General features: G+C 73.4%; 22 protein-coding genes and 1 pseudogene. 10 read left to right on the top strand and 13 right to left on the bottom strand.

Annotated elements, in window-relative coordinates; translation table 11 throughout:
• Nucleotides 1-200 precede the first annotated feature (200 nt).
• Both OG799_RS07425 and OG799_RS07420 read left to right on the top strand, forming a co-directional pair.
• On the top strand, nucleotides 201-1,781 hold the full coding sequence (locus OG799_RS07425) for a glycosyltransferase family 4 protein (RefSeq protein WP_406046229.1): 1,581 nt from the start codon (nucleotides 201-203) through the stop codon (nucleotides 1,779-1,781).
• Nucleotides 1,778-3,505 carry a glycosyltransferase family 2 protein gene (locus tag OG799_RS07420; protein ID WP_406044310.1) on the top strand — a complete coding sequence of 576 codons (1,728 nt, stop codon included), beginning with the start codon at nucleotides 1,778-1,780 and terminating at the stop codon, nucleotides 3,503-3,505. The genes OG799_RS07425 and OG799_RS07420 overlap by 4 nt, the downstream gene beginning before the upstream one ends.
• A 62-nt stretch (nucleotides 3,506-3,567) precedes the next feature.
• On the opposite strand, the gene OG799_RS07415 is transcribed toward OG799_RS07420, so the two are convergent.
• The 4 genes from OG799_RS07415 to OG799_RS07400 form a co-directional block, all read right to left on the bottom strand.
• Nucleotides 3,568-3,861, bottom strand: coding sequence for a DUF6510 family protein (locus OG799_RS07415; RefSeq protein ID WP_406044309.1), 294 nt, complete (start codon nucleotides 3,859-3,861; stop codon nucleotides 3,568-3,570).
• Between the two features lie 16 nt (nucleotides 3,862-3,877).
• Nucleotides 3,878-4,639, bottom strand: a complete 762-nt coding sequence (locus OG799_RS07410) for a ferredoxin reductase (protein ID WP_406044308.1) — start codon at nucleotides 4,637-4,639, stop codon at nucleotides 3,878-3,880.
• 1 nt (nucleotide 4,640) lies between these two features.
• Nucleotides 4,641-5,231 carry a sulfite oxidase-like oxidoreductase gene (locus tag OG799_RS07405; RefSeq protein ID WP_406046228.1) on the bottom strand — a complete coding sequence of 197 codons (591 nt, stop codon included), beginning with the start codon at nucleotides 5,229-5,231 and terminating at the stop codon, nucleotides 4,641-4,643.
• Between the two features lie 104 nt (nucleotides 5,232-5,335).
• Nucleotides 5,336-6,355: a TerC/Alx family metal homeostasis membrane protein gene (locus tag OG799_RS07400; RefSeq protein WP_406044307.1), complete on the bottom strand. Its 1,020-nt coding sequence runs from the start codon at nucleotides 6,353-6,355 to the stop codon at nucleotides 5,336-5,338.
• Between the two features lie 275 nt (nucleotides 6,356-6,630).
• On the opposite strand from OG799_RS07400, the gene OG799_RS07395 reads away from it, so the two are divergent.
• The gene (locus tag OG799_RS07395; RefSeq protein ID WP_406044306.1) at nucleotides 6,631-7,797 is read left to right on the top strand and encodes a CaiB/BaiF CoA transferase family protein; all 1,167 of its coding nucleotides are present in this window, start codon (nucleotides 6,631-6,633) and stop codon (nucleotides 7,795-7,797) included.
• Nucleotides 7,798-7,812: 15 nt separating this feature from the next.
• Here the strand turns inward: OG799_RS07395 and OG799_RS07390 are convergent, their stop codons facing one another.
• Nucleotides 7,813-8,223 carry a DUF2267 domain-containing protein gene (locus OG799_RS07390; RefSeq protein WP_406044305.1) on the bottom strand — a complete coding sequence of 137 codons (411 nt, stop codon included), beginning with the start codon at nucleotides 8,221-8,223 and terminating at the stop codon, nucleotides 7,813-7,815.
• Nucleotides 8,224-8,381: 158 nt separating this feature from the next.
• Here OG799_RS07390 and OG799_RS07385 point away from each other — a divergent pair, with 158 nt between their 5' ends.
• Both OG799_RS07385 and OG799_RS07380 read left to right on the top strand, forming a co-directional pair.
• Nucleotides 8,382-8,654, top strand: a complete 273-nt coding sequence (locus tag OG799_RS07385; protein WP_406044304.1) for a DUF2795 domain-containing protein — start codon at nucleotides 8,382-8,384, stop codon at nucleotides 8,652-8,654.
• Nucleotides 8,655-8,666: 12 nt separating this feature from the next.
• A complete protein-coding gene (locus OG799_RS07380; RefSeq protein ID WP_406044303.1) occupies nucleotides 8,667-9,326 on the top strand; it encodes a DUF1345 domain-containing protein in 660 nt (219 codons plus the stop codon).
• 225 nt (nucleotides 9,327-9,551) lie between these two features.
• On the opposite strand, the gene OG799_RS07375 is transcribed toward OG799_RS07380, so the two are convergent.
• From OG799_RS07375 to OG799_RS07360, 4 genes are all read right to left on the bottom strand, one after another.
• A complete protein-coding gene (locus tag OG799_RS07375; protein ID WP_406044302.1) occupies nucleotides 9,552-10,217 on the bottom strand; it encodes a hypothetical protein in 666 nt (221 codons plus the stop codon).
• A gap of 31 nt (nucleotides 10,218-10,248) precedes the next feature.
• Nucleotides 10,249-11,220 (bottom strand): pirin family protein, encoded by a 972-nt coding sequence (locus OG799_RS07370; RefSeq protein ID WP_406044301.1) that lies wholly within the window; start codon nucleotides 11,218-11,220, stop codon nucleotides 10,249-10,251.
• Between the two features lie 411 nt (nucleotides 11,221-11,631).
• On the bottom strand, nucleotides 11,632-12,222 hold the full coding sequence (locus tag OG799_RS07365) for a hypothetical protein (RefSeq protein WP_406044300.1): 591 nt from the start codon (nucleotides 12,220-12,222) through the stop codon (nucleotides 11,632-11,634).
• Between the two features lie 594 nt (nucleotides 12,223-12,816).
• The gene (locus OG799_RS07360) at nucleotides 12,817-13,128 is read right to left on the bottom strand and encodes a MazG-like family protein (RefSeq protein WP_406044299.1); all 312 of its coding nucleotides are present in this window, start codon (nucleotides 13,126-13,128) and stop codon (nucleotides 12,817-12,819) included.
• 111 nt (nucleotides 13,129-13,239) lie between these two features.
• On the opposite strand from OG799_RS07360, the gene OG799_RS07355 reads away from it, so the two are divergent.
• Nucleotides 13,240-14,043: a Glu/Leu/Phe/Val dehydrogenase dimerization domain-containing protein gene (locus OG799_RS07355; RefSeq protein WP_406044298.1), complete on the top strand. Its 804-nt coding sequence runs from the start codon at nucleotides 13,240-13,242 to the stop codon at nucleotides 14,041-14,043.
• Between the two features lie 162 nt (nucleotides 14,044-14,205).
• Entirely contained in the window at nucleotides 14,206-15,576 is a 1,371-nt protein-coding gene (locus tag OG799_RS07350; protein ID WP_406044297.1) for an alpha/beta hydrolase family protein, read from the top strand.
• Nucleotides 15,577-15,628: 52 nt separating this feature from the next.
• Here OG799_RS07350 and OG799_RS07345 read toward each other — a convergent pair whose 3' ends face one another.
• The 3 genes and pseudogenes from OG799_RS07345 to OG799_RS07335 form a co-directional block, all read right to left on the bottom strand.
• Entirely contained in the window at nucleotides 15,629-16,786 is a 1,158-nt protein-coding gene (locus OG799_RS07345; protein WP_406044296.1) for a CapA family protein, read from the bottom strand.
• Nucleotides 16,787-16,876: 90 nt separating this feature from the next.
• Nucleotides 16,877-17,470, bottom strand: a complete 594-nt coding sequence (locus OG799_RS07340; RefSeq protein WP_406044295.1) for a hypothetical protein — start codon at nucleotides 17,468-17,470, stop codon at nucleotides 16,877-16,879.
• A gap of 376 nt (nucleotides 17,471-17,846) precedes the next feature.
• Nucleotides 17,847-18,122, bottom strand: a pseudogene (locus OG799_RS07335) (tyrosine-type recombinase/integrase); the annotation flags it as partial.
• Nucleotides 18,123-18,142: 20 nt separating this feature from the next.
• Here OG799_RS07335 and OG799_RS07330 point away from each other — a divergent pair.
• On the top strand, nucleotides 18,143-19,150 hold the full coding sequence (locus tag OG799_RS07330) for a hypothetical protein (protein WP_406044294.1): 1,008 nt from the start codon (nucleotides 18,143-18,145) through the stop codon (nucleotides 19,148-19,150).
• 57 nt (nucleotides 19,151-19,207) lie between these two features.
• On the opposite strand, the gene OG799_RS07325 is transcribed toward OG799_RS07330, so the two are convergent.
• Nucleotides 19,208-19,954, bottom strand: coding sequence for a DedA family protein (locus tag OG799_RS07325; RefSeq protein WP_406044293.1), 747 nt, complete (start codon nucleotides 19,952-19,954; stop codon nucleotides 19,208-19,210).
• Between the two features lie 178 nt (nucleotides 19,955-20,132).
• On the opposite strand from OG799_RS07325, the gene OG799_RS07320 reads away from it, so the two are divergent.
• Nucleotides 20,133-20,780, top strand: coding sequence for a phosphotransferase (locus OG799_RS07320; RefSeq protein ID WP_406044292.1), 648 nt, complete (start codon nucleotides 20,133-20,135; stop codon nucleotides 20,778-20,780).
• Complete coding sequence (locus tag OG799_RS07315) at nucleotides 20,777-21,607, top strand: MOSC domain-containing protein (protein WP_406044291.1); 831 nt, start codon at nucleotides 20,777-20,779, stop codon at nucleotides 21,605-21,607. Before OG799_RS07320 ends, OG799_RS07315 begins: the two co-directional genes overlap by 4 nt.
• Nucleotides 21,608-21,646 lie beyond the last annotated feature (39 nt).

Raw genomic sequence — 21,646 nt, 5'->3', positions numbered from 1 at the left:
CCGGTCTCCCCACCGACGTCCCCTGTGTCCTGCCTCACAACTCAACCGCCGCCTGCCGGTCGTCTGTGCGTCACATCCCCGTCGCCGGGTCGACGACTGGCTCCACCAGCGTGGAGTCGCGCCGGAGATGCCGGCCGACCAGCGGAGGACCAGCAGTGGAACCGGACGACACGACGACCGCGCGCCGCGGCCGGATCGTCATGCTCGTCGACAACAAGGTCGAGGGCGACTCCCGGGTGCAGAAGATCGCCCGCTCGGCCGCCGAGGCGGGCTGGGACGTCACCCTGCTCGGCCGGTCGCCGGACGAGGTGGAGCGCCGGTGGCAGCTCGGCGCCGCCGAGGTCCGGCTGCTGCCGATGCCGAACCCGCTGGACCGGCGCCGGCACGAGTTCCGCCGCTCCTGGCTGCGCTGGCCGCTGGCGTACCGGCTCGGCGGCATCGCCGAGCACCGGGCGCAGTGGGTGCGGGCCTGGCAGGCCGACCTGACCGTCCGGGCCGCGCTGCTGGAGCAGCGGGCCCGCGCCGGCGAGCTGGACCCCGGCCGGCTGCGGCGGGCCCGGCGGGGACTGCGGCTGCGCGCGACGGCGGCCCGGTTGCTCGGCCGCTGGGTATGGCTGCGCACGAAGATGATGAACCGGGTCCGCAGCGGGCGGAAGTTCCGCAACCCCTGGGACCGGGCGTACACCCTCTTCTGGCAGGTCGTGCAGGGCGACCGCGCCTGGCGGCGGCTGGAGCCCGGGCTGTGGGACTACGAGCTGACCTACGGCCCGGAGATCGACCGGCTCCGCCCGGACCTGATCCACGCCCACGACTTCCGGATGCTCGGGGTCGGCGCCCGCGCCAAGATCCGCGCCGCCGGGCAGGGCCGGCGGATCGCGCTGGTGTGGGACGCGCACGAGTTCCTGCCCGGCATCAAGCCGTGGCGCGACCACGCCCGCTGGCTGCCGGCGCACCGGGCGCACGAGCGGGAGTACGCCCCGCACGCCGACACGGTGCTCACCGTCTCCGCCGACCTCGCCGAGCTCCTGCGCCGGGAGCACCGGCTGCCCATGTCGCCGGCGGTGCTGCTCAACGCCCCCGCGGCCGAGCACGGCCCGACCGACGACGCGCCGCCGCCGGACATCCGCGGCGAATGCGGCCTCGACGCCGACGTGCCGCTGCTGGTCTACAGCGGCGCGGCCGCACCGCAACGCGGCCTGGACACCCTCATCGACGCCCTGCCCCGGCTGCCCGGCGTGCACGTCGCGCTGGTGGTCAACCCCGCGCTGCGGTACGTCGAGCAGCTCGCCGCCCGGGCCGCCCACGCCGGGGTGGCCGACCGGCTGCACGTCCTGCCGTACGTGCCGCACTGGCAGGTGGTGCCCTTCCTCTCCGGCGCCGACGTCGGGGTGATCCCGATCCACCGCTGGCCCAACCACGAGATCGCGCTGATCACGAAGTTCTTCGAGTACTCGCACGCCCGGCTGCCGCTGGTGGTCAGCGACGTGCGGACCATGGCGGCCACGGTCGGGAAGACCGGTCAGGGCGAGGTGTTCCGGGCCGCCGACGTCGACGACTTCGTCCGCGCGGTGCGCGCGGTGCTCGCCGCCCCCGCCCGCTACCGCGCCGCGTACGACCGGCCGGGCCTGCTGGAGAGCTGGACCTGGCGGGCGCAGGCCGACGTGCTGGACGGGGTCTACCGGCGGCTGCTCACGGACGCCGGAACCCCCACGATGACCGACCCCGCGACGCCCGGCGCGCCCCTGCCCGAGCCGCCGACCACCCAAGGAGCGATCCGATGACCGCGCCCGACGTCAGCGTCGTCGTCCCCGTCTACAACACCATGCCTTACCTGCGGAAATGCCTGTCCTCGCTGCTCGACCAGACGATCGGCCACGAGCGGATGGAGATCGTGGCGGTGGACGACGGCTCCACCGACGGGGGCGGGCGGCTGCTGGACCGGCTCGCCGCCCGGCACCCCGGCACGGTGAAGGTGCTGCACCAGGCCAACTCCGGCGGCCCGGCCGCCCCCTGCAACCGCGGCCTGGAGCTGGCCACCGGCCGGTACGTCTTCTTCCTCGGCTCCGACGACCACCTCGGCCCGGAGGCCCTCGAACGTCTCGTCGCCGCAGCCGACCAGCACGGCTCGGACGTGGTGCTGGGCAAGGTGGTCGGGGTCAACGGCCGGCACGTCTTCTCCGATGTCTTCGCCGGCGGGAACGCGGTCGACGTGGACCTGTTCGACTCGGCGCTGCCGTGGTCCCTGGCGAACACGAAGCTGTTCCGGCGGGAGCTGGTCGACCGGCACGGGCTGCGCTTCCCGGAGGACATGCCGGTCCTCAGCGACCAGCCGTTCACCCTCGAGGCCTGCTACCGGGCCCGGCGGATCTCCGTGCTCGCCGACTACGACTACTACCACGCGGTTCGCCGGCTGAACGCCCGCAACATCACCTACCACAGCCGGGTGGCAGCCCGGCTGGTCAGCGTGGAGCGGCTCTTCGCGTTCGTCGCCGCGCTGATCCCCGCCGGCCGTCGGCGCGACGCGGTGCTGCGCCGGCACGTCGGGCTGGAGCTGGCCAACCTCGTCGGCGACGACTTCCGCCGGCTGGACCGGGCCGACCAGGAACAGGTGCACGCGGTGGTCCGCCGGCTGGTCGAATGGTACGTCACCGACGACCTGCGGGACCGGCTCGACATCGAGGCCCGGCTGCGGCTCGGCGCGGTGACCGCGGGCGGCGTGGACGACCTGTTCGCCGTCATCGACCAGGACGCCGAGCGCGGCGTCCCCCCGACGGTGGTCGAGAACGGCCGGTGGCACGCCGGCTACCCGGGCGCCCGGACCGGCGGCTGGGCCGACGTGACCGACGTCCGGGCCGACTGGCTGGCCAAGCTCGACACCGTCGAGGTGACCTGGGAGGGCGGGCACACCCTCGCGGTGACCACCCGCAGCCCGTACCCCCGGTTCGCGGCCGAGGCCGGGCCGGTCCGGCTGGTCGCCGGGCAGCTCGCCGGCACCACCCTCCTGGACGCCACCGACCCCACCGGCCGGACCGTCCGCACCGACTTCCCGGTGGACCGGCTGCTGGCCGCCAGCGCGGCGACCGGCCAGCGACACCCGGTCCGCGCGGAGCTGACCGGTACGCACGGCCGGGGCAGCGCCCCGGTTCGCGCGCCGCGGCTCGCCACCGGGCGTCCCCGGCTGCTCCGGCACGGCCTGCGGCTGTACGGCGTCGCCGCCACCATCGACCCACGCAGCGGGCAGCTCGTCCTCTCCGTCGTCCCGGTGACCGTCGGGCAGCTGGTCAGCCGGCTGGGCCGACGCCTCCGCCGGGCCGCTCCCACGTGGGTGACGCCCGCGCCGACGCGGGTCGTACCCGCCCCGGCGCGGGCCGCTCACGCCGCCGGCACCACCCCGACGCCGGCTCCGGTGGGCGACCCGGCGGCGACCGTCGTCGGCGGTACCGGCAACCACGCCGAGCGCGGCCAGGGTGGCGGCCTGCCGATCGGCCAGCTCACCACCTCCTGACCGTCGGAGGCCGGGTCTGGGGCCACTGGCGCTGGCCGCCGCGGGCCGGTGGGGGCCGGGAGCTACAGCGGGCGGGGGTGGGGCTGGTCGAGCGGCAGCGGCACCTGCAGGTAGGTGCTGCCGCGCAGGTCCAGCCAGGCCCGGTCGGGCGCCCGGACCAGCCGCAGCATCACCTCGCTGCACGCCGGGCAGCGGCCGATCAGGCCCGGCGCGTGCGAGAAGACGTGCAGCCCGGCCATCGGGCCGACCGTCCCGCACGACTCGCACCGGCCCATGGCGCCGCTCAGGTCCACGGCGAACAGCTCGCGCAGCGGCCCGTCGAGCATGTTGCCGTCCAGGTAGGACATGTCGGACATCAGGTCTCCTCGCCGTTCAACCGGTCGGCCCAAAGCGTTCGGTCTTCACCCGCCGCGTCTGGTGACCCAGCCCGACCAGCAGGTCCGCCACCGTCTCCACGAAACCGGTCGGGCCGCAGACGTAGCAGAGCGGCTCCAGGTCCGGCGGCCAGCCGTGGGTGTTCACGTCGGCCAGGCCGATCCGGTGCGGCTCGCCCCGCCACTCCTCCGGCGCCTCCCGGGTGTAGATCAGCGCCACGTCGAGGCCCTGGTCGTCGCGGGCCCGGCGGCGCAGCTCGTCGGCGTAGATGACGTCGTTCGGCGTACGCACCGAGTAGATCAGCCGGAACGGCGCCCGGCTGCCCGCCTCGCGGCGGGCCCGGATCATCGCCATCAGCGGCACCACCCCGGAGCCGCCGGCCACCAGCAGCGCCGGCGCCGTCTCGTCGGTACGCCAGACGAACCAGCCACCGACCGGGCCGCGCACCTCCACCGGGTCGCCCTCGGCGTACACGTCGATCAGGTACGGCGAGACCTCCCCGTCGGGCACCCGCTGCACGGTCAGCGCGATCCGGTCGCCGTCGGCCGGCCCGGCGAGGGAGTACGAGCGGGCGGCCTGGTAGCCGTCGGGGGCGGTGAGCCGGACGTCGACGTGCTGCCCGGCCACGTGGCCCGGCCAGCCGGGCACCTCCAGCACCAGCGTCTGCGCGGTCGGCGTCTCGACGCGGCGCTCGACCAGCCGGCCCACCCGCCAGGTCAGCGGTGCGGCCACCGTGCGGCCGGTCGCGGGCGCGGCCACCTCAGTCGCCCTGGTAGCGCTGCTCGCGCCACGGGTCACCGTAGTCGTGGTAGCCGGCGGTCTCCCAGAAACCCGGCTTGTCGTCCACCAGCAGCCGGATGCCGCGCACCCACTTGGCCGACTTCCAGAGGTAGAGGTGTGGGACGAGCAGCCGGGCCGGGCCGCCGTGCTCGGCGGGCAGCGGGCCGCCGTCGTAGCCGTGCGCCACCCAGGCCCGACCGCCGCGCAGGTCGTCCAGGGGCAGGTTGGTGGTGTACCCGCCGTACGAGTGGACCAGCGCGTACCGGGCGGTGGTGTCGATCCCCTCCAGCAGGGTGTCCAGCGACACCCCCTGCCAGTTGGTGCCGAGCTTCGACCACCGGGTGACGCAGTGGATGTCAACTGTGGGCGTCTCCTGCGGCAGGCCCATCAGCTCGTCCCAGGACCACCGGTACTCGGCGCCCCCCTCGGCGGTGACGGCGAACTCCCAGGTGTCCAGCGGCACCCGTGGTGTCGGACCGGCGGAGAGCACCGGGAAGTCCTCGGTCAGATACTGGCCCGGCGGCAGGGCCGGTTCGGCCGAGCGCGGCCGACCCTGGAATCCCGGCGACACAATTCCCACCCGACAGTCGTACCACCTCTGGGTGGGGCGGGACAGCCCGATCGGCCGGACCCGCCGCGGTGGGTCAGCCACCGCGGCGGCCGGGTCCCGGGGGGTCAGCGCCGTTCGGTGGCCGCCTCGGCCGCGGCGGGCTCGCGGTCGCGGGTGGCGCGCAGGCTGGTCAGGGTCACCACCGCCAGGACCCCGATGATCACGCCGAGCGAGGCGAGGGTCGGGATCTCCGGCACGCCGGCCCAGCTGCCGTGCGCCCAGTGCAGGCCCAGCTTCACGCCGATGAAGGCGAGAATGAGGGCCAGGCCGTAGCTGAGGTGCACGAGGCGGCTGAGCGCGGCGTGCAGCACGAAGTAGAGCGCCCGCAGGCCGAGCAGGGCGAACGCGTTGGTGGCGAAGACCAGGTACGGGTCCTCGGTGATGCCGTAGACGGCGGGCACCGAGTCGACGGCGAAGACGATGTCGGTGGCGAGCACCGCGACCACGACCAGGGCGAGCGGGGTGAGCGCGCGTTGGCCGTTCAGCCGGACCGTCATCTTCGTGCCCTGGTACTCGTCGACCACCGGCATGAACCGGCGCAGCAGCCGCACCGACCGCATCTTGTTGATGTCGACCTCCTGCTCGTGCCCGGAAAGGGCGTCGCGCAGCAGCTTGACCGCGGTGGCGATCAGGACGAGGCCGAACAGCAGGAAGGCGAAGTCGAGGGTCTGCAGGGCGGCGGCGCCCAGGGCGATGAAGATCGCGCGGAGCACCAGCGCGCCGGCGATGCCGTAGAGCAGCACCCGCTGGGCGAGCACGGCCGGCACCGCGAACGCGGCCAGCAGCAGCATGAAGACGAAGAGGTTGTCGACCGAGAGTGACTTCTCCACCAGGTACCCGGTGAGGTACTGGACACCCAGCTCAGAGCCGTAGCGGGACCAGACCCAGCCGCCGAACGCCAGCGGCAGGGCGATGTAGAACGCCGACCAGCCGAGGGCCTCCCGGATTGACACCTCGTGCGGGCGGCGGGTCACCAGGAAGTCCAGCACCAGCAGGGCGAGCACCCCGGCGATGGTCACCCCCCACAGCATGGGGGTGCCGACCGACGACAGCTCGGCCGCGGACAGGTATGACGGTCCGGTCATGGGGCCTCCTCGAACACCGTGACATGTTCGAGGTCTCCTTCACCCACCGCTCTCGTGGGCAACCACCCGAGGCGCGCCCGGGGCGCGCCGTACTGACCGGAATGGTTCGTGGGAAGTACTCCCCTCGTGGCGTCAAGGTTAGGGCAGGCTCACCTCGTCCGCCAAGTCCGGCCTTTCCGCCCCAGGTCAGCTGGTTGCCCTGGTCAACCGCTGTGTGGTGCGGCCCGACCGCCCGGGGTGCGACGGGGTGGACGGCCGACGCCTATCGTGGCCCGATGACCGACGACGCAGCGCCCGCCCCGGCCGGCCCGCTCACCGGTGTCCGGGTGATCGAGCTGGCCGGCATCGGGCCCGGCCCGTTCGCCGCGATGATGCTGGCCGACCTCGGCGCCGACGTGGTGCGGGTGGACCGGACGACCCCCGCCGGATTCGGCAGCCCACCCGGGGACCTGCTCAACCGCAACCGCCGCTCCCTCGCCGTGGACCTCAAGTCGGCCGCCGGCCGGGAGGTGGTGCTGGCCCTGACCGCCCGGGCGGACGCGCTGGTGGAGGGCTTCCGCCCGGGGGTCACCGAACGCCTCGGGCTGGGCCCCGACGACTGCCTCGCGGTCAACCCCCGGCTGGTCTACGGCCGGATGACCGGCTGGGGGCAGCAGGGACCGCTCGCCACCACCGCCGGCCACGACATCGACTACCTGGCGCTGACCGGCGCGCTGCACGGCATCGGCCGGGCCGGCGAGCGCCCGGTGCCGCCGATGAACCTGCTCGGCGACTTCGGCGGCGGGGGGATGATGCTGGCCCTCGGTGTGGTGGCCGCCCTCTACGCCGTCCGCGCCGGCGCGCCCGGCCAGGTGGTCGACGCGGCCATCGTGGACGGCGTGTCGGTGCTCGCCACCCAGATCCACGCGCTGCGCCGGTTCGGCATGTGGCAGGACGAGCGGGGGGTGAACCTCCTCGACGGCGGGGCGCCCTTCTACGACACGTACGAGTGCGCCGACGGGCGGCACCTCGCCGTCGGCGCGCTGGAGCCGCGGTTCTACGACGAACTGGTCCGGCTCACCGGCTTCCCGCTCGCCGGCGACGAGGCCCTCGACCGCACCGACCCGGCGAACTGGCCCGCGCTGCGCGCGGCGTGGGGCCGGCTCTTCCGCACCCGGACCCGCGACGAGTGGGCGGAGCTGCTGGCCGGGTCGGACGCCTGTGTCACGCCGGTGCTCGACTGGCGGGAGGCGCCGGAGCACCCCCACCTGGCCGCCCGGGGCGTCTTCGTCGAACACGACGGGGTGACCCAGCCGGCCCCGGCACCCCGCTTCTCGGGCACCCCGACCTCGGTACGCCGACCGCCGCCGCAGCCCGGCGAGCACACCGACGAGCTGCTGGCCGAGGCCGGCTTCGACGCCGACCGGATCGCCGCCCTGCGCACCGACGGCGCGATCGGCTGACCCGACAGCGCCGGGTCAACCGCGGCGCAGGGTCGCCCCGGGGGCCAGGGCCGGTTCCACCATGTCCCGGTAGTCGCGCGGCAACTGCACCACGATGTCGTCGAACTCGCCCCCGCTGACCGCCTCGCGCAGGGTGGTGAAGACCGCGCGGACCGCGTCCCGGGCGGCGTTCTCGTCGATGCCGGCCCGCTGCCCGACCCGGGCGACGAACTCCGCCGCGCCGAACCGGTCAGCCGCCTCGGTGCCCGGGCTCGGTTTCAACACCAGTTGCAGCGGCTTCGGCAGCTGGGCCGCCAGGTCGAGCAGCTCGCCACCGGTCAACCGCTCGGTCAGCGTCTCCAACGTGGCCCGGGTCAGCTCCACCGCCCGCTCCGAGGACGCCCGGGTCCGCTGCGCGACCTGGTCGACGAAGGTGTAGTAGTTCATCCGTGGTACCCCCTTCGGCTCTCCCGCCGTCGCCGCCTACCCGCCGGGCCGGGACGGAAACGGGCCCCGAAATTGCGGGTACGACCACGCGTGACGCGCCGCCCGGTGGGTAACCCGCGCCGGTCGTGACCGCAACCGACGTGCGAGGAGCCACACCCATGGCGAGTTACACCGACGTCCTCGAATACCTGTCCGCGCTGGACTACCCGGCCGGCAAGGACGACGTCGTCCGCGAGGCCGAACGGGAGGGCGCGCCGCCGGACGTGTTGCAGGCCCTGCGGGCCCTGCCGCCGGTCGACTACGCCAACGGCAACGAGGTCGCTCGTTCGGCTGGCATCGACGCCGCCCCGGAGGTCGGCCCCGCGCAGCGCGCGGCGCAGGCCCGCGACCAGCGCCACCAGCGGGTCTCGCAGCACCTGCGCGGCATTTGACGACCGCCGCCGGTGCGCCGCGCAGCCGGCCAGCCGCACGGGCACACCCCGGCGGCCCTCCAGCTCCTCGTGATGGGGGTGGTCGGGGCCACCTTCGGTGGACTGTTCGGGGTCCTCGTCTCGCCGACGGTCGGCCCGCTGGTGGGCTGGGACGCCGCCGCGCTGAGCTGGCTGATCCTGCTCTGGCGGCGGCTGTGGCGGCTGGACGCCGACTCGACCGCGCGGCTCGCGGTGCACGAGGACCCGAACCGGGCGATGCGCGACGCGCTGCTGCTGGCCGCCTGCGTCGCCAGCCTCCTCGCGGTCGGGGTGGTGCTGACCACCGCGCACGCGGTCGGAGCCGGGCCGGCGCTGGACGCCTACGGCGGGCTGGGCGTGCTCAGCGTGGTGCTGTCCTGGTTCGTCGTGCACACCCTCTTCACCGCCCGGTACGCCCGGCTGTACTACGGCGGCGAGCCCGGCGGCGTCAACTTCCACCAGGACGACCGGCCCTGCTACGCGGACTTCGCCTACCTGGCGTTCACGGTGGGAGCCACGTTCCAGGTCTCCGACACCGACCTGTGCAGCGCCGAGATGCGCCGCGCCGTGCTGCGACACGCGCTGCTGTCGTACCTGTTCGGCGCGGTCATCATCGCCGCCACGGTGAACCTGGTGGTCAGCCTGGCGAGGTAGCCCGGTGACAGGCGGGCGCCCCGGGTCACGAACCGCGACCTGGGGCGCCACGCAGCACCTGCTCCCACCGATCCGCGCCCGAACCGGGTCGCGTCCGACAGGCGGTGGAACAGGCGGTTGATGTTCGCCCGAACCGGGCGGGCATCGCTGCCACGATCATCATACGATGCGGGATCAGCCTTTCGGGTGAGTATCGCGGAACTGTGTCCCGCGGCACGTTGCTGATCAACCGGTCAGCTCGGCGTACCGCTTCTCCAGGTCCACCCGGGCGAGCGCCCCGACCAGCCAGGCCAGCCGCTCCGATTCGCCGCTGCCGGCCAGGGCGGCCAGGTCGTCGGCGGACCGGCCCAGGCCCAGGCGGCGCGCGGCCACCAGGGCCCGACGGTCGGCCACCGGCGCCACCTCGCGCCACACGGCCTGCGCCTCCCGCAGGAACAGGTCGGCCACCTCGTCGTCCACCCCCGGCAGGTCGGTGAGCATCCGCCGCTCCCGGGCCGGATCCTGGTGCGCCTCCGTCCGCAACCGGCGCAGGTCGCCCCGGTAGTGGTCCACGACGACCCGGGCCAGGTCGCCCAGCACGTCGGCGAGCCCGTCGACGTCGCCGCGCTGGCCGTGCGCGCGCAACACCCGCACCCGGTCGGCGTGCAGCGAACGGGCCAGCCGGGCGGCGCTGTCCCAGCCCTCGTCGCGCAGCGCGGACGCCGCCCCCACCGCCCGGCGGAAATCCCCGGGCCGGGACAGCAGAACGGACAGACAGAGCACCTGGAACAGGCTGGACGGGTTGTTGATGACCCGGAAGCCGTACTGTTCGGCGAAACCGCGACCGTCGCCGGCGAGCCGGCGTACCAGTCGCTTCTTGTCCTCGATGCTGGAGATCACACTGGTCGGCATGCCCGCGTCTACCCGTGGCGGGGCCGCTCAATCAGCCCAGGATGCCGCCGCGGCGGTCGCGGGCCTTCAGCCGGGTGGTCGGCAGCTCCGGGGCCGGCAGCGGCGGCGCCGGATCGTCGGCCACCGTCCCGAACCGCCGGCCGGCCATCCAGTCCTCCCGGGCGGCGGCGACCTCCTCGTGCGACCGGCCCACGAAGTTCCACCACATCACGAGGGGCTCCTCGAAGGGCGCGCCACCGAGGAGCAGCAGCCGGCTGCCCGGCGCCGCGTGCAGGGTCACCGCGTCCCGGCCGGCACCCAGGTACAGCAGCGCACCCGGGGCGAACGACACCCCGTCCGCCTCCGCCGAACCGGACATCGCCAGCAGCCCGTACTCGAAGTCGCGGCGCAGCGGCAGCGTGGCCGGCGCCGGACCGCGCACCTCCAGCTGCGCGCCGATCAGCGGGGTGTGCACCACCGCCGGGGAGCGCTCGCCGCCCGTCTCCCCCACCAGCAGGGTGACGTCCAGGTCGCCGTCGCGCCACCGGGGCAGCTCCGCGTGATGGGCGAAGTCGGCCGCGCCGGCCCGCGCCGGATCGGGCAGCGCCACCCACAACTGCACCCCGTGCATCAGCGGCGGACGCGCGGCAGGCGACCGCTCCGAATGGGCGATGCCGTGGCCGGACGTCATCACGTTCAACTGGCCCGGCCGGATCGGCTGCACGCTGCCCAGGCTGTCCCGGTGCAGGATCTCCCCGTCGAGCAGCCAGGTCACCGTCTGCAGGCCCGTGTGCGGGTGCGGCGGCACCTCCATGCCCGGCCGCTCGGCCACGTCGTCCGGTCCGAAGTGGTCCACGAAACACCAGGCCCCGACCAGCCGGCGCTGCCGCTGCGGCAGCAGCCGCCGCACCGTGGTGTAACGCCCCAGCGGCACGTCGTGGCCGGGCAGCAGCACGCTGCCCGGATCGGTGGAGGGCACGCCGGGTGGCAGGGTCTGCGCCGGCAACGATTCGGTACGGTCCACCGCCCGACTCTACGCTCAGCCCTCCTCGACGGTCACCGTCTTCGCCCCCGCCACCAGGTCGACGTAGAGCGTCCCGACGACACCGGATCCGGGTCGCCGGACACCTCGACAGTCGGCTCGCCCGCCACCGACACCGCCATGCTGATCCCTCTCCCCGGTCCCCGGCGGGAAGTACGTACCCGAGGGTCGTGCGGACACTTGCTCCTCCTCTGGTTGCTGTTGGGGGCACGACCGTCCCCGGCTCCGGGCGGTCAGGCTTGATCCCTGCGCCGGGGACGGTCGCCCCCAGCCCCGACCTTGGTCACCGTCCGTGCGGCGGTCACGGTTGTGTGTTTGTACGTGGAAACGCCGCTGGCCGGCACCCCTGTCTCGGGGTGCCGGCCAGCGGCGTATCGCGTGTCTTCGGTTGGGTCAGCTGTTCCAGTTGGCGGCGACGAGGTCGGCGGCCTGCTGCTCCCACTGGGCGTAGGCGTCCGGGTAGGCCGACACCTGCACGGTCTGGGCGGCCTCGGTCAGCGGCATGTCCTGCCAGCCGTCGACCTGCTTGAGGCCCTTCTCGAAGGCCAGGGTCGCGTACTCGGGGTTGGTGATCTGCTCCGGCGTACCCCAACCCGAGGACGGGCGCTGCTGGAACAGGCCCAGCGAGTCGTGGTCGTTGGCGTCACCCAGGTGACCCAGGTTCTCCAGCTTCGACTCCTGCAGGGACGTGGCGATCGAGATGACCGCGGCCCGCTCCGGCAGACCGGCCTTCTTCGTCGCGGCGATGATCGCCTTCGCGTTGCCGGTCTGCTCGTCGTTCAGGGTGATCTTCGACTGGGCGCCCTGCACACCGTGCGGGATCAGCTTCGCCTTGTCGACGCCCGGCTTGTCGGCCTGCACCGCGGCGGCCTTGCCGGCCACGGGGCCGGTGTCGGCGTGAGCGGCGATCGGACCGGCGAACACGCCGCCGGTGAAGGCCAGACCAGCAATACCAAGCACGCTCTTACGCAGCATCGTGTTCATGACGAAAGCTCCGTTCGGGGGTTGGCGCACACACCCGATGGGGGTCGAGATCGTGTGCGCAAGCACCGCCAGGCGCTCAGGAAGTACAAGGGGAAAGTCTTTGTCCGGCGAGAGCCGCGGGGCGGGGGCCTTCGCGGCGCCGGGACCATGTGTAACGACCGCCGGCCCACCATCATTCCCGGGGCCCGTCCGGCCCGTCGAGCGGGCCAGGTACTCGGTCGTACGCGATATGTAACGACCCCGGCCCGGCCACCATTCCGGCCCGAGGATGCCACCGGTCACACCCCGAAACCGGACACCCCGCCCAGACGGCTCATGGGATCACGCGCCGGTCGGCAAGATCGACGCAACCTGCGGGACATTGCGGCCTCCCACCCTCGCGAGGCACCAACCTGCCGCAACCAGCGACGACCTTGCCGGGACCCGCGGACCGCCCCACCCGGCGCAGACGGGCGGACCCCGTCCACGCAGGGGTGTGGCCCGCCGTGACCGGCGCAGGGATCAAGCCTGACCGCCCGGAGCCGGGCACGGCGGGCCACACCCCCAACCGCAACCAACAACGGACCCGCAACGAAGGGAGCCGAACGCCAGGGCTCAGGACGAGGCGCGATCCCGCACCTTCGCCGCGCAAGACGACACCACCGACCGCGCGTCCAACCCCAGGCTCTCGATGGCGACCAGCGCCGTGAACACCACGTCGGCCAGCTCGGCCCCCACGTCCTCCCGGCTGTGGGTGACCCCCTTGCGCGGGTTCTGGCCGAGCACCCCGATCCAGGCGCCGGCCGCCTCTCCCGCCTCCTCGGTGAGCTTCAGGATCCGACAGGTCAGCTCCGTGTCGCCGGTGCCGTTGGCGGCGTCCAGCCAGCCGCGTGTCGTTCGGACCGCGTCCCAGATCAACTCGTCCACCTGACCAGTGAACCGGACAGCGGTGACGATCCGTATCCGGGGGCGGTCGGCGCAATGCCGATCCGGTGGTGGCGACGAGGCCGCGGCCGGGACTGAAGGGACGTGTCGGTGATGCCGGAGGCCGTCGAGACGGTGTTCGCCAGTGTGGTCAAGCGGAACCCGGGTGAGCCCGAGTTCCACCAGGCGGTACGGGAGGTCCTGGAGAGCATCGGCCCGGCCCTGGCCCGGCACCCCGAGTATGCGCACGCGCGGATCATCGAGCGGATCTGCGAGCCGGAGCGGCAGGTCATCTTCCGGGTGCCGTGGGAGGACGACCACGGCCGGGTGCGGGTGAACCGGGGTTTCCGGGTGGAGTTCAACAGCGCGCTCGGCCCGTTCAAGGGCGGCGCGGACTTCGACCCGAAGGGCCGCTCGGACCGGAAGGAGGAGCGGCGGGCCCGGCTCGACGACTACGTACGGCACGTGCCGCACGCGGTGGCGGTCTCCGGCCGTACCGTCTGGGAGGTCCCGTGTGATCTGGCCCTGCCGTGCGCGACGCAGAACGAGATCGGCGGCGCGGAGGCCGCGGCGCTGGTGGCCGGCGGCTGCGTCGCGGTGGTGGAGGGCGCGAACATGCCGACCACCCCGGAGGCGGTGCGCATCCTCGGGCGGGCGGGGGCGCGGTTCGCCCCGGGCAAGGCGGCCAACGCCGGCGGGGTCGCGGTGAGCGCGCTGGAGATGCAGCAGAACGCCAGCCGCGACTCGTGGACGTTCGCCCAGTCGGAGCAGCGGCTGCGGGAGACGATGCGGGACATCCACGCCCGCTGCTGGGCCACCGGCGAGGAGTACGGGCTGCCCGGCGACTACGTGGCCGGGGCGAACATCAACGGGTTCCGCCGGGTCGCGGAGGCGATGCTGGCGCACGGCCTGGTCTGAGCGGCCACTGTGGGCGGACCGGGTGGGGACCGGCTGACCGTTCGGTCAGACAGTCATTGACAGGGCTCGACGGCGGGCCTAGTTTCAGGGCGCTACCGGCCGGTAGGCATCCGTCCCGACTGGTCGCCCCCGGTGGGCGGCACCGTCCCCGGGGGAGCAACGATGCTGACCTCAACCACCCGCCTGGTCCGCCGGCTGCTCGCCGCCGGCGCGGCCCTGACCCTCACGGTCGGGCTCGCCGGCGCGGCGCCGGCCGCCGCCGCCGGCGACGACGACGACGGCAGCCAGCCACTGCCCGGCTACACCATCAGCAACCCGCCGCTGGACCCGCTGGTCGTGCGCGGCGCGCCCACCACCGTCCGGCAGGGCGTCCACGAACACGCCGGCTACATCATCGAGGTACCCGCCGACTGGAACGGCGACCTGGTGATGTGGACCCACGGCTACCGCGGCCAGACCACCATGCTCTCCCCGGAGGCCCCGGCGTTCGGCCTGCGCCAGCGGATGCTGGAGCAGGGGTACGCCTGGGCGTCGTCGTCGTACGACCGCAACGGCTTCGACATCCGCTCCGGCGTGCTGAGCACCCGGGACCTCGCCGACCTGTTCCGGCGTACCGTCGAACGGCCCGAGCGGGTGCTGATGGCCGGGGTGTCCATGGGCGGCTACATCATCGGCCGATCCCTGGAGCAGTACCCCGGCTACTACGACGGAGCGCTGCCCATGTGCGGGGTGCTCGGCGACCACGAACTGCTCGACTTCTACCTGGACTACAACCTCGTCGCGCAGTCGCTCGCCGGGGTACGGGCATACCCGACGCCGACGGACTACCTCACCAACGCGGTGCCGCGCATCCAGGTGGCGCTCGGCCTCGCCGGACTGAAGCCCGGCGGCCCGGACACCACCAACGAACTGGGCAAGCAGCTCCGCGCCATCACCATCGACCGCTCCGGCGGGGACCGGCCCGGCGCCGAAGCCTCCTTCGCCGTCTGGAAGGACTTCCTCTTCGCGATCAGCACCACCAACGGCGGCGACTCCCCCGCCCAGCGGCCCGGCCAGCTCGCCACCAACCTGCTCACCCGGTACACCCCGAACAGCCCGGTGGACGTCAACGCCACGGTGCAGCGGGTCGCCCCGGAGAACCTGTGGCAGCGCATCTCCCCCACCCTGACCGAGGTGCCCGGGATCAGCGGCCGGCCGACCGCGCCGGTGCTCAGCCTGCACGACCTCGGTGACCTCTTCGTACCGTTCAGCATGGAACAGGCGTACACCCGGGACGTGGCGTGGCACGGACACGGCCGGCTGGTGGTGCAGCGGGCGATCCGAGCCGCCCAGCATTGCGAGTTCAGCCCGGCCGAGGCCGGCGCCGCCTGGGACGACCTCACCACCTGGGTACGCACCGGCACCCGGCCGGCGGGCGACGCGGTGACCGATCCCCGGGCGGTGGCCGCACCGGACTTCGGCTGTCGGTTCAGCGATCGGGCGGCGTACACGGCCGGCGCTGGCACCCGCCAGCTCTACGCACCCTGCGCCTGACGACCAGGCCGTCGGGGTCGAGGGAAGCCCATGAGGCGTGGCGGCACGGGGATCAGGAGAGCAGGCGCAGGCCGGCCTCGAACGCGCCGCGCATGCCGAGGTACCCGTTGATCCGCTTCTCGATCTCGGCGTAGTGGGCTCGCTGGGCGGCGGGCAGCCCCGTGTCTCTGGCGGCGCTGACGAGGTCGACCACCCGGGCGGCCGGCCGGTACTCCATCCAGGTCGGCAGCACCGACACGCTGGTGACCTCCCACGCCCCGGAAGCGGTACGGGTGAAGGTGAACTCGGGCACCACCGCGTCCTGCGTCTTCTCCGGTGAACCGTCGTCGAACCGGGTGGTGAGGTTGCCCATCCCGTAGGCGACCCACTTTCTGCCGATCTTCTCGAAGGGCTGCACCACGTGCACGTGGTGGCCGATGATCAGGTCGATGTCCGGCGAGGCGAGCAGCTGGCGGGACAGTTCCTGCTGGTCGCTGTTCGGAGCGTTCTGGTACTCCGTCCCCCAGTGCATGGAGAGGATGACGATCTCGGCGCCCGCCGCGCGCGCGTGGTGGGCCGCCGCGAGGATCGCGTCCCGGTCGATGAGGTTCGCCGCCCACGGCTGACCGGCCGGCAGCGGGATGTCGTTGAAACTCAGGGCGTACGACAGCTGCGCAACCTTGACGCCCGCCACGTCGATGATGTTCGGCCGGGCAGCCTCCGCCGCGCTGCGGGCCGTGCCCGTGTGGCGCAGCCCGACCCGGTCCAGATTGTCCAGCGTACGGGTGATGCCGTCCATCCCCGTGTCCAGCGAATGGTTGGAGGCCGTGGAGCAGGTGTCGAAGCCGGCCCTGGCCGCCGCGTCGGCCAGTTCCGGCGGCACGCTGAAGGCGGGCCATCCGGTGAACGGACCGACCGGCGGGGCCAGTGGCGTCTCCAGGTGACAGATGGCAAGGTCGGCGGCGCTCACGCGCGGACGGATCGCAGCGAGCACCCGGGTGAAGTCGTGGCCGCTGCGCCCCGCCTGCCTGGCGTCGGCGGCGGCCTGAGCGGTGAGTGCGGGGTGCACCAGCAGATCGCCCGCGGCCACCACCGTGAGCTGGTTCCTCGGCGCCGGGGCGGGGGCGGTGACGCGGGGGGCGGCGGAGGGTCGGACGGCCTCTCCGCCCCGCTCGGTACAGGCCGTTGCGAGCAGCACAGCAATGGCCGCAATACCGATTTTGACTCTCATTCCAGGCATTCTTAGCAGCGGCGGTTGGCCCCGTGGGCGAACGCCGAAAGGACCCCCTCCCGGGTGGGGAGGGAGTCCTTCGGTGGTGGGTCAGCTGTTCCAGTACTGGGCGACCAGGTCGGCGGCCTGCTGCTCCCACTGGGCGTAGGCGTCCGGGTACGCCGACACCTGCACGGTCTGGGCGGCCTCGGTCAGCGGCATGTCCTGCCAGCCGTCGACCTGCTTGAGGCCCTTCTCGAACGCCAGGGTCGCGTACTCCGGGTTGGTGATCTGCTCCGGCGTACCCCAACCCGAGGACGGGCGCTGCTGGAACAGGCCCAGCGAGTCGTGGTCGTTGGCGTCACCCAGGTGACCCAGGTTCTCCAGCTTCGACTCCTGCAGGGACGTGGCGATCGAGATCACCGCGGCCCGCTCCGGCAGACCGGCCTTCTTCGTCGCGGCGATGATCGCCTTCGCGTTGGCGGTCTGCTCGTCGTTCAGGGTGATCTTCGACTGGGCGCCCTGCACACCGTGCGGGATCAGCTTCGCCTTGTCGACGCCCGGCTTGTCGGCCTGCACCGCCACCGCGACCGGCTTGCCATCAACCGGGGTGGCCGCGTGAGCGGCGACCGGACCGGCGAACACGCCACCGGTGAAGGCCAGACCAGCGATACCGAGAATGCTCTTCCGCATGATCGTGTTCATGATGAAGCTCCATTCGGGGGTCGGCGCACACACCGGCGGGGGCCAGGCTGTGCGCAAGCACCGTCAGGCGCTCAACAAACAACGGGAAAGTCTGTGTCCGGCTGAACCGAGGGGCGGGGGGCCTCTACGCGGGAACCGCGGGGCGGGGGTTCGCCTGCTCGCGGTGCCGGGACCATGTGTAACGACCGGCCGGCCACCATCATTCCGGGGCCCGTCCACCAGCCGTGAAGGCCAGGTACTCGGTCGTACGGGAGATGTAACGACCCGGCCCCCGCCACGATTCCGGCTCGGGGATGCCGCCGGTCACACCCGAACCGGACATCCCACCCACACGGGGCCTCGCCGGATGGGTGGAACCCGGCAGCGCGCAACCGGCCGTGCCGGAGTGGCCGCAGAGGTCCGCGGTTTGCTCGATGCTGACGCCGCTGTCGGACAGCAGCGATACGAAGCTGTGCCGCAGCTCGCGGGGCGTCCAGTCGCGCGGGTCAAGGCCCGCTTTGGCGACGACGGGGCGGGAGTTCCGAACCACGTTGTGCCGGTCGAGGGCGGTGCCGGCGGCGGCGGTGAAGACGAGGCGGTCGGCGGCAGGCTGGTCCTGGCGGTCGCGGTGGGTGGTGAGCGCGGTGACGCACCGGGCCGGCAGGGCCAGGGACGGGTCACGGCGTCTGGGGCGTGCGACCAAGGGCGCATCCGCGAGGTAGCGCTTCGACCATCGTCAACGCGCTGGTCAGGCTCGCGCTGCCCCAGCCAGCCCGTGACATGATTGCGCCCATGGGGCAGCAGCAGGACGTCGGCGGGCCCGACCGTCACAGCCGGTCAGGTACCACCGCCCACCGTGCGACCGGTGGCGGCGCCGACGCGCGGCTCGCCCTCGCGCAGGACCCCGCAACGCCACAGATGACCCTCTTCGGCTTGGCGTCCGACCCGTCGGCCGTGGTCCGTAAGGCCGTCGCGGCCCGGACCGACGCACCCGCGCAGGCACTGCGACCGCTGACTCGGGACCATGATCGTCAGGTCCGGGAGGCTGTGGCGAGAAACCCTTCGACGTCGGTCGCCAATCTCTTGCGTCTCGTCAAAGACGCCGACCGGTGGGTCCGCTGGGCGGTCGCCGGCAACCCGGCTTGCGACGAGTCGGTTCGCCGGGTGATGTCAGAGGCACCCGACAAGGAGCTTCGTGGTCTCCTCGCGGAGATGCGGGAGTTGGAGCCCGATCTGGCCGCCAGGCTGATCGACGACGTCTCACCCGAGGTACGGGAACGACTCGCCACCCACACCCACGACCCCGACGTGATCACCGCCCTGATGGCCGATCGCACCGTACGCGTACGTAAGGGGGTCGCCCGCAACCCGCGGACCACCGCCGAGCAGCGCAGGGCGCTTGCCCAGGACCGCGTGGTCGACGTCCGTGCCGCGCTGGTCCGCGCGGTTGAGCTGGACGAGGCGGATCTGGAACGCCTGGTTGACGACCGTTCGGTGCAGGTCCGACTGGCGATGGCAACATCCGAGGTCATCCCGCCGCACATCCGGCGAGCCCTCGGCCGCGATCCTGACGATATGGTGGCCGGCGCGGCGCGGGATTTCCGCCCGGCGTCTGGCAACTCCCCGGTGATAGGGGCTCCACGCGTCGGTCACCGGCGCTCCGGGACCGGTCCAGATCGACCGGGCGGCGCCGCGCGCTAAGGCCGGCGGCATGTCTGCGCGGCCCACACCGGGCGGGCGCGTCCCGCCACGGCGAACCTACCCTGCACCACCCCGGTAGACGGTCCCCCGCTGCCCGGGCGACTCGACCGGCTGATCCGCCGGGGCTTCCCGACCGCGCCGCGCCCGCCGCAACCCGCTGAGGACGAACCAGGCGACGGCCGCCGCGACGGCGACGATGACGACGTTCTGGATGGTGCCGACGTAGGTCTCGACCAGGTGCCAGTTCTCTCCGAGCAGGTAGCCGGCGAGGACGAAGGTGGTGTTCCAGAGCAGGCTGCCGAGCGTGGTGTAGAGCAGAAAGACCGGCACGGGCATCCGCTCGATGCCCGCCGGGATGGAGATGAGGCTGCGGAAGATCGGGATCATCCGTCCGAAGAAGACCGCCTTGACTCCGTGCCGGAGAAACCAGGCCTCGGTGCGGTCGACGTCCGCCAGCTTGACCAGCGGCAGTCGGGCGGCGAGGGCCCGCATCCGGTCCCTTCCGAGGGCGGTGCCGACGTAGTACAGGGCCAGCGCGCCCAGCACCGAGCCGAGAGTGGTCCAGCCGATCGCGCTGAGCAGGCTCATCCGGCCCTGGCTGGCGGTGAATCCGGCCAGCGGCAGAATCACCTCGCTCGGGATGGGCGGGAAGAGGTTCTCCAGCGCGACCGCGAGCCCGGCGCCGGGGCCGCCGAGGCGTTCGACCAGTCCGGTGACCCAACCGACCGGCCCGTCGGTGGCCGGCTCCGCGGCTCTCGGGGCGGCGGCACGGGGGATGAGGACGAGCTGCGCGGTTCCGATCATCCGACAACGTTACGGTCCGTTCCGCCGGTCGACCATGGAATCGGTCCGGGTGCGGGAACCACGGCGCTGGCGCCGACGGACGAGCGGTTGGCGCCGCTGATCGCCGCATGCGCGGACACCGGATCACCGGCGCTGGCGGGGGCCGCGGGCGGGCCGGCCGGCGGCTAACGTGGGGCCGGTGACCGTCCCCGCTCCACTCGCCTCCGGCCGGACGGCGGACGTGTACGCCGTGGACGACCGGCGGGTGCTCCGCCGCTACCGCGCCAGCGGCGACGTGAGGGCCGAGGCCGAGGTGATGCGGCACCTGCGGACACTCGGTTATCCGGTGCCGGCCGTGCACCGCGCCGACGGATCGGACCTGGTGATGGAACGGCTGGTGGGTCCGACGCTGGTGGAGGCGTACGTCCGGGGCGAGGTCGGGACGGCGTCCGCGGGACGCATCCTCGCCGACCTGCACGCGCGGCTGCACGCGCTGCCCGCCGTACGGTCCTCCGATCCGGGCGTCCGGATCCTGCACTTCGATCTGCACCCGGAGAACGTGGTCCTCACCGCGGCGGGCCCGGTCGTCATCGACTGGGCCAACGCGACCGAGGGACCGCCCGAGCTGGACACGGCGATGACCGCGATCATCCTCGCCGAGGTGGCCACGGACCGGTCCGCGCCGATGTCGGTGCCGGCGAGCGAACTGCTGGTCGGGTACCTGGCGGCGACCGGGCCGGCGCGGCTGCTGGATCGGGCGGCCATGGTGCGCGCGGAGGTCGGGCCGCTCGGCGCCGACCGGCTGGCCGAGGCGGTCGCCCTGGTCCGACAGCTCGCGCCCCGATGACCGGGCGGCTGGCCGGGATCCGGCGTTATCCGGTGAAGTCGCTGCTGGGCGAGGAGCTGGACGCGGTGGAGGTCGACGTCGCCGGGCTCGCCGGGGACCGCCGGCTCGCCCTGGTCCACCGCACCACCGGCCGGGTGGCCAGCGCCAAGAACCCCCACCGGTGGCGAGCCCTGCTCGGCCTGCGCGCCACCGGCGGCGACCCGGGCCCGGTCCGGGTCACCCTGCCCGACGGGCGGACGATCGCCCCCGACGCCGACGCGACGGACGAGGTCCTCTCGCGGCTGCTCGGCGAGCCGGTGCGCCTGACGGGCACCGTGCCGGCGGACGCCGTCATCGAGCGGTCCCGGCCGGAGGCGGTGCTCGCCGAGGGCGTGGCGACGGCGGTGCAGGTGGACGAGGGCCGGCTCGGGGCCGCGGCGCCGCCGGGGAGCTTCGTCGACTTCGCCCCGGTGCACCTGGTGAGCACCGCGACGCTGGACCGGATCGGCGCGGCCGTGCCGGCGGGCGTGGTGGACCCGGCCCGCTACCGGCCGAACCTGGTCGTGGCCACCGCCGGGGCGGGCTTCGAGGAGAACGACTGGGTGGGGCGGGAACTGCACATCGGCGACCGGCTGGTGCTGCGGGTGGTGGCGCCGACGCCCCGCTGCGCGGTGCCGACACTGGCGCACGGCGAACTGCCCGGGGACCAGGATGCCCTGCGCGCCCCGGCTCGGCTGAACCGGGTGGTGCCGCTGCCCGGCCTGGCGGCGCAGCCCTGCGTCGGCGCGTACGCCCAGGTGGTGCGGCCCGGTCGGGTGCGACTCGGCGACCCGGTACGCCTGGCCTGAGCCGACCTGGGGCACCGAAACGCCCGCCACCGCGATCCG

The organism is Micromonospora sp. NBC_00898 (assembly GCF_045207895.1).
In the GTDB taxonomy this organism is placed as follows: Bacteria; Actinomycetota; Actinomycetes; order Mycobacteriales; family Micromonosporaceae; genus Micromonospora.
Note: the sequence above shows the minus strand (reverse complement) of the source record. Positions and strands in the feature narration are given on the sequence as shown.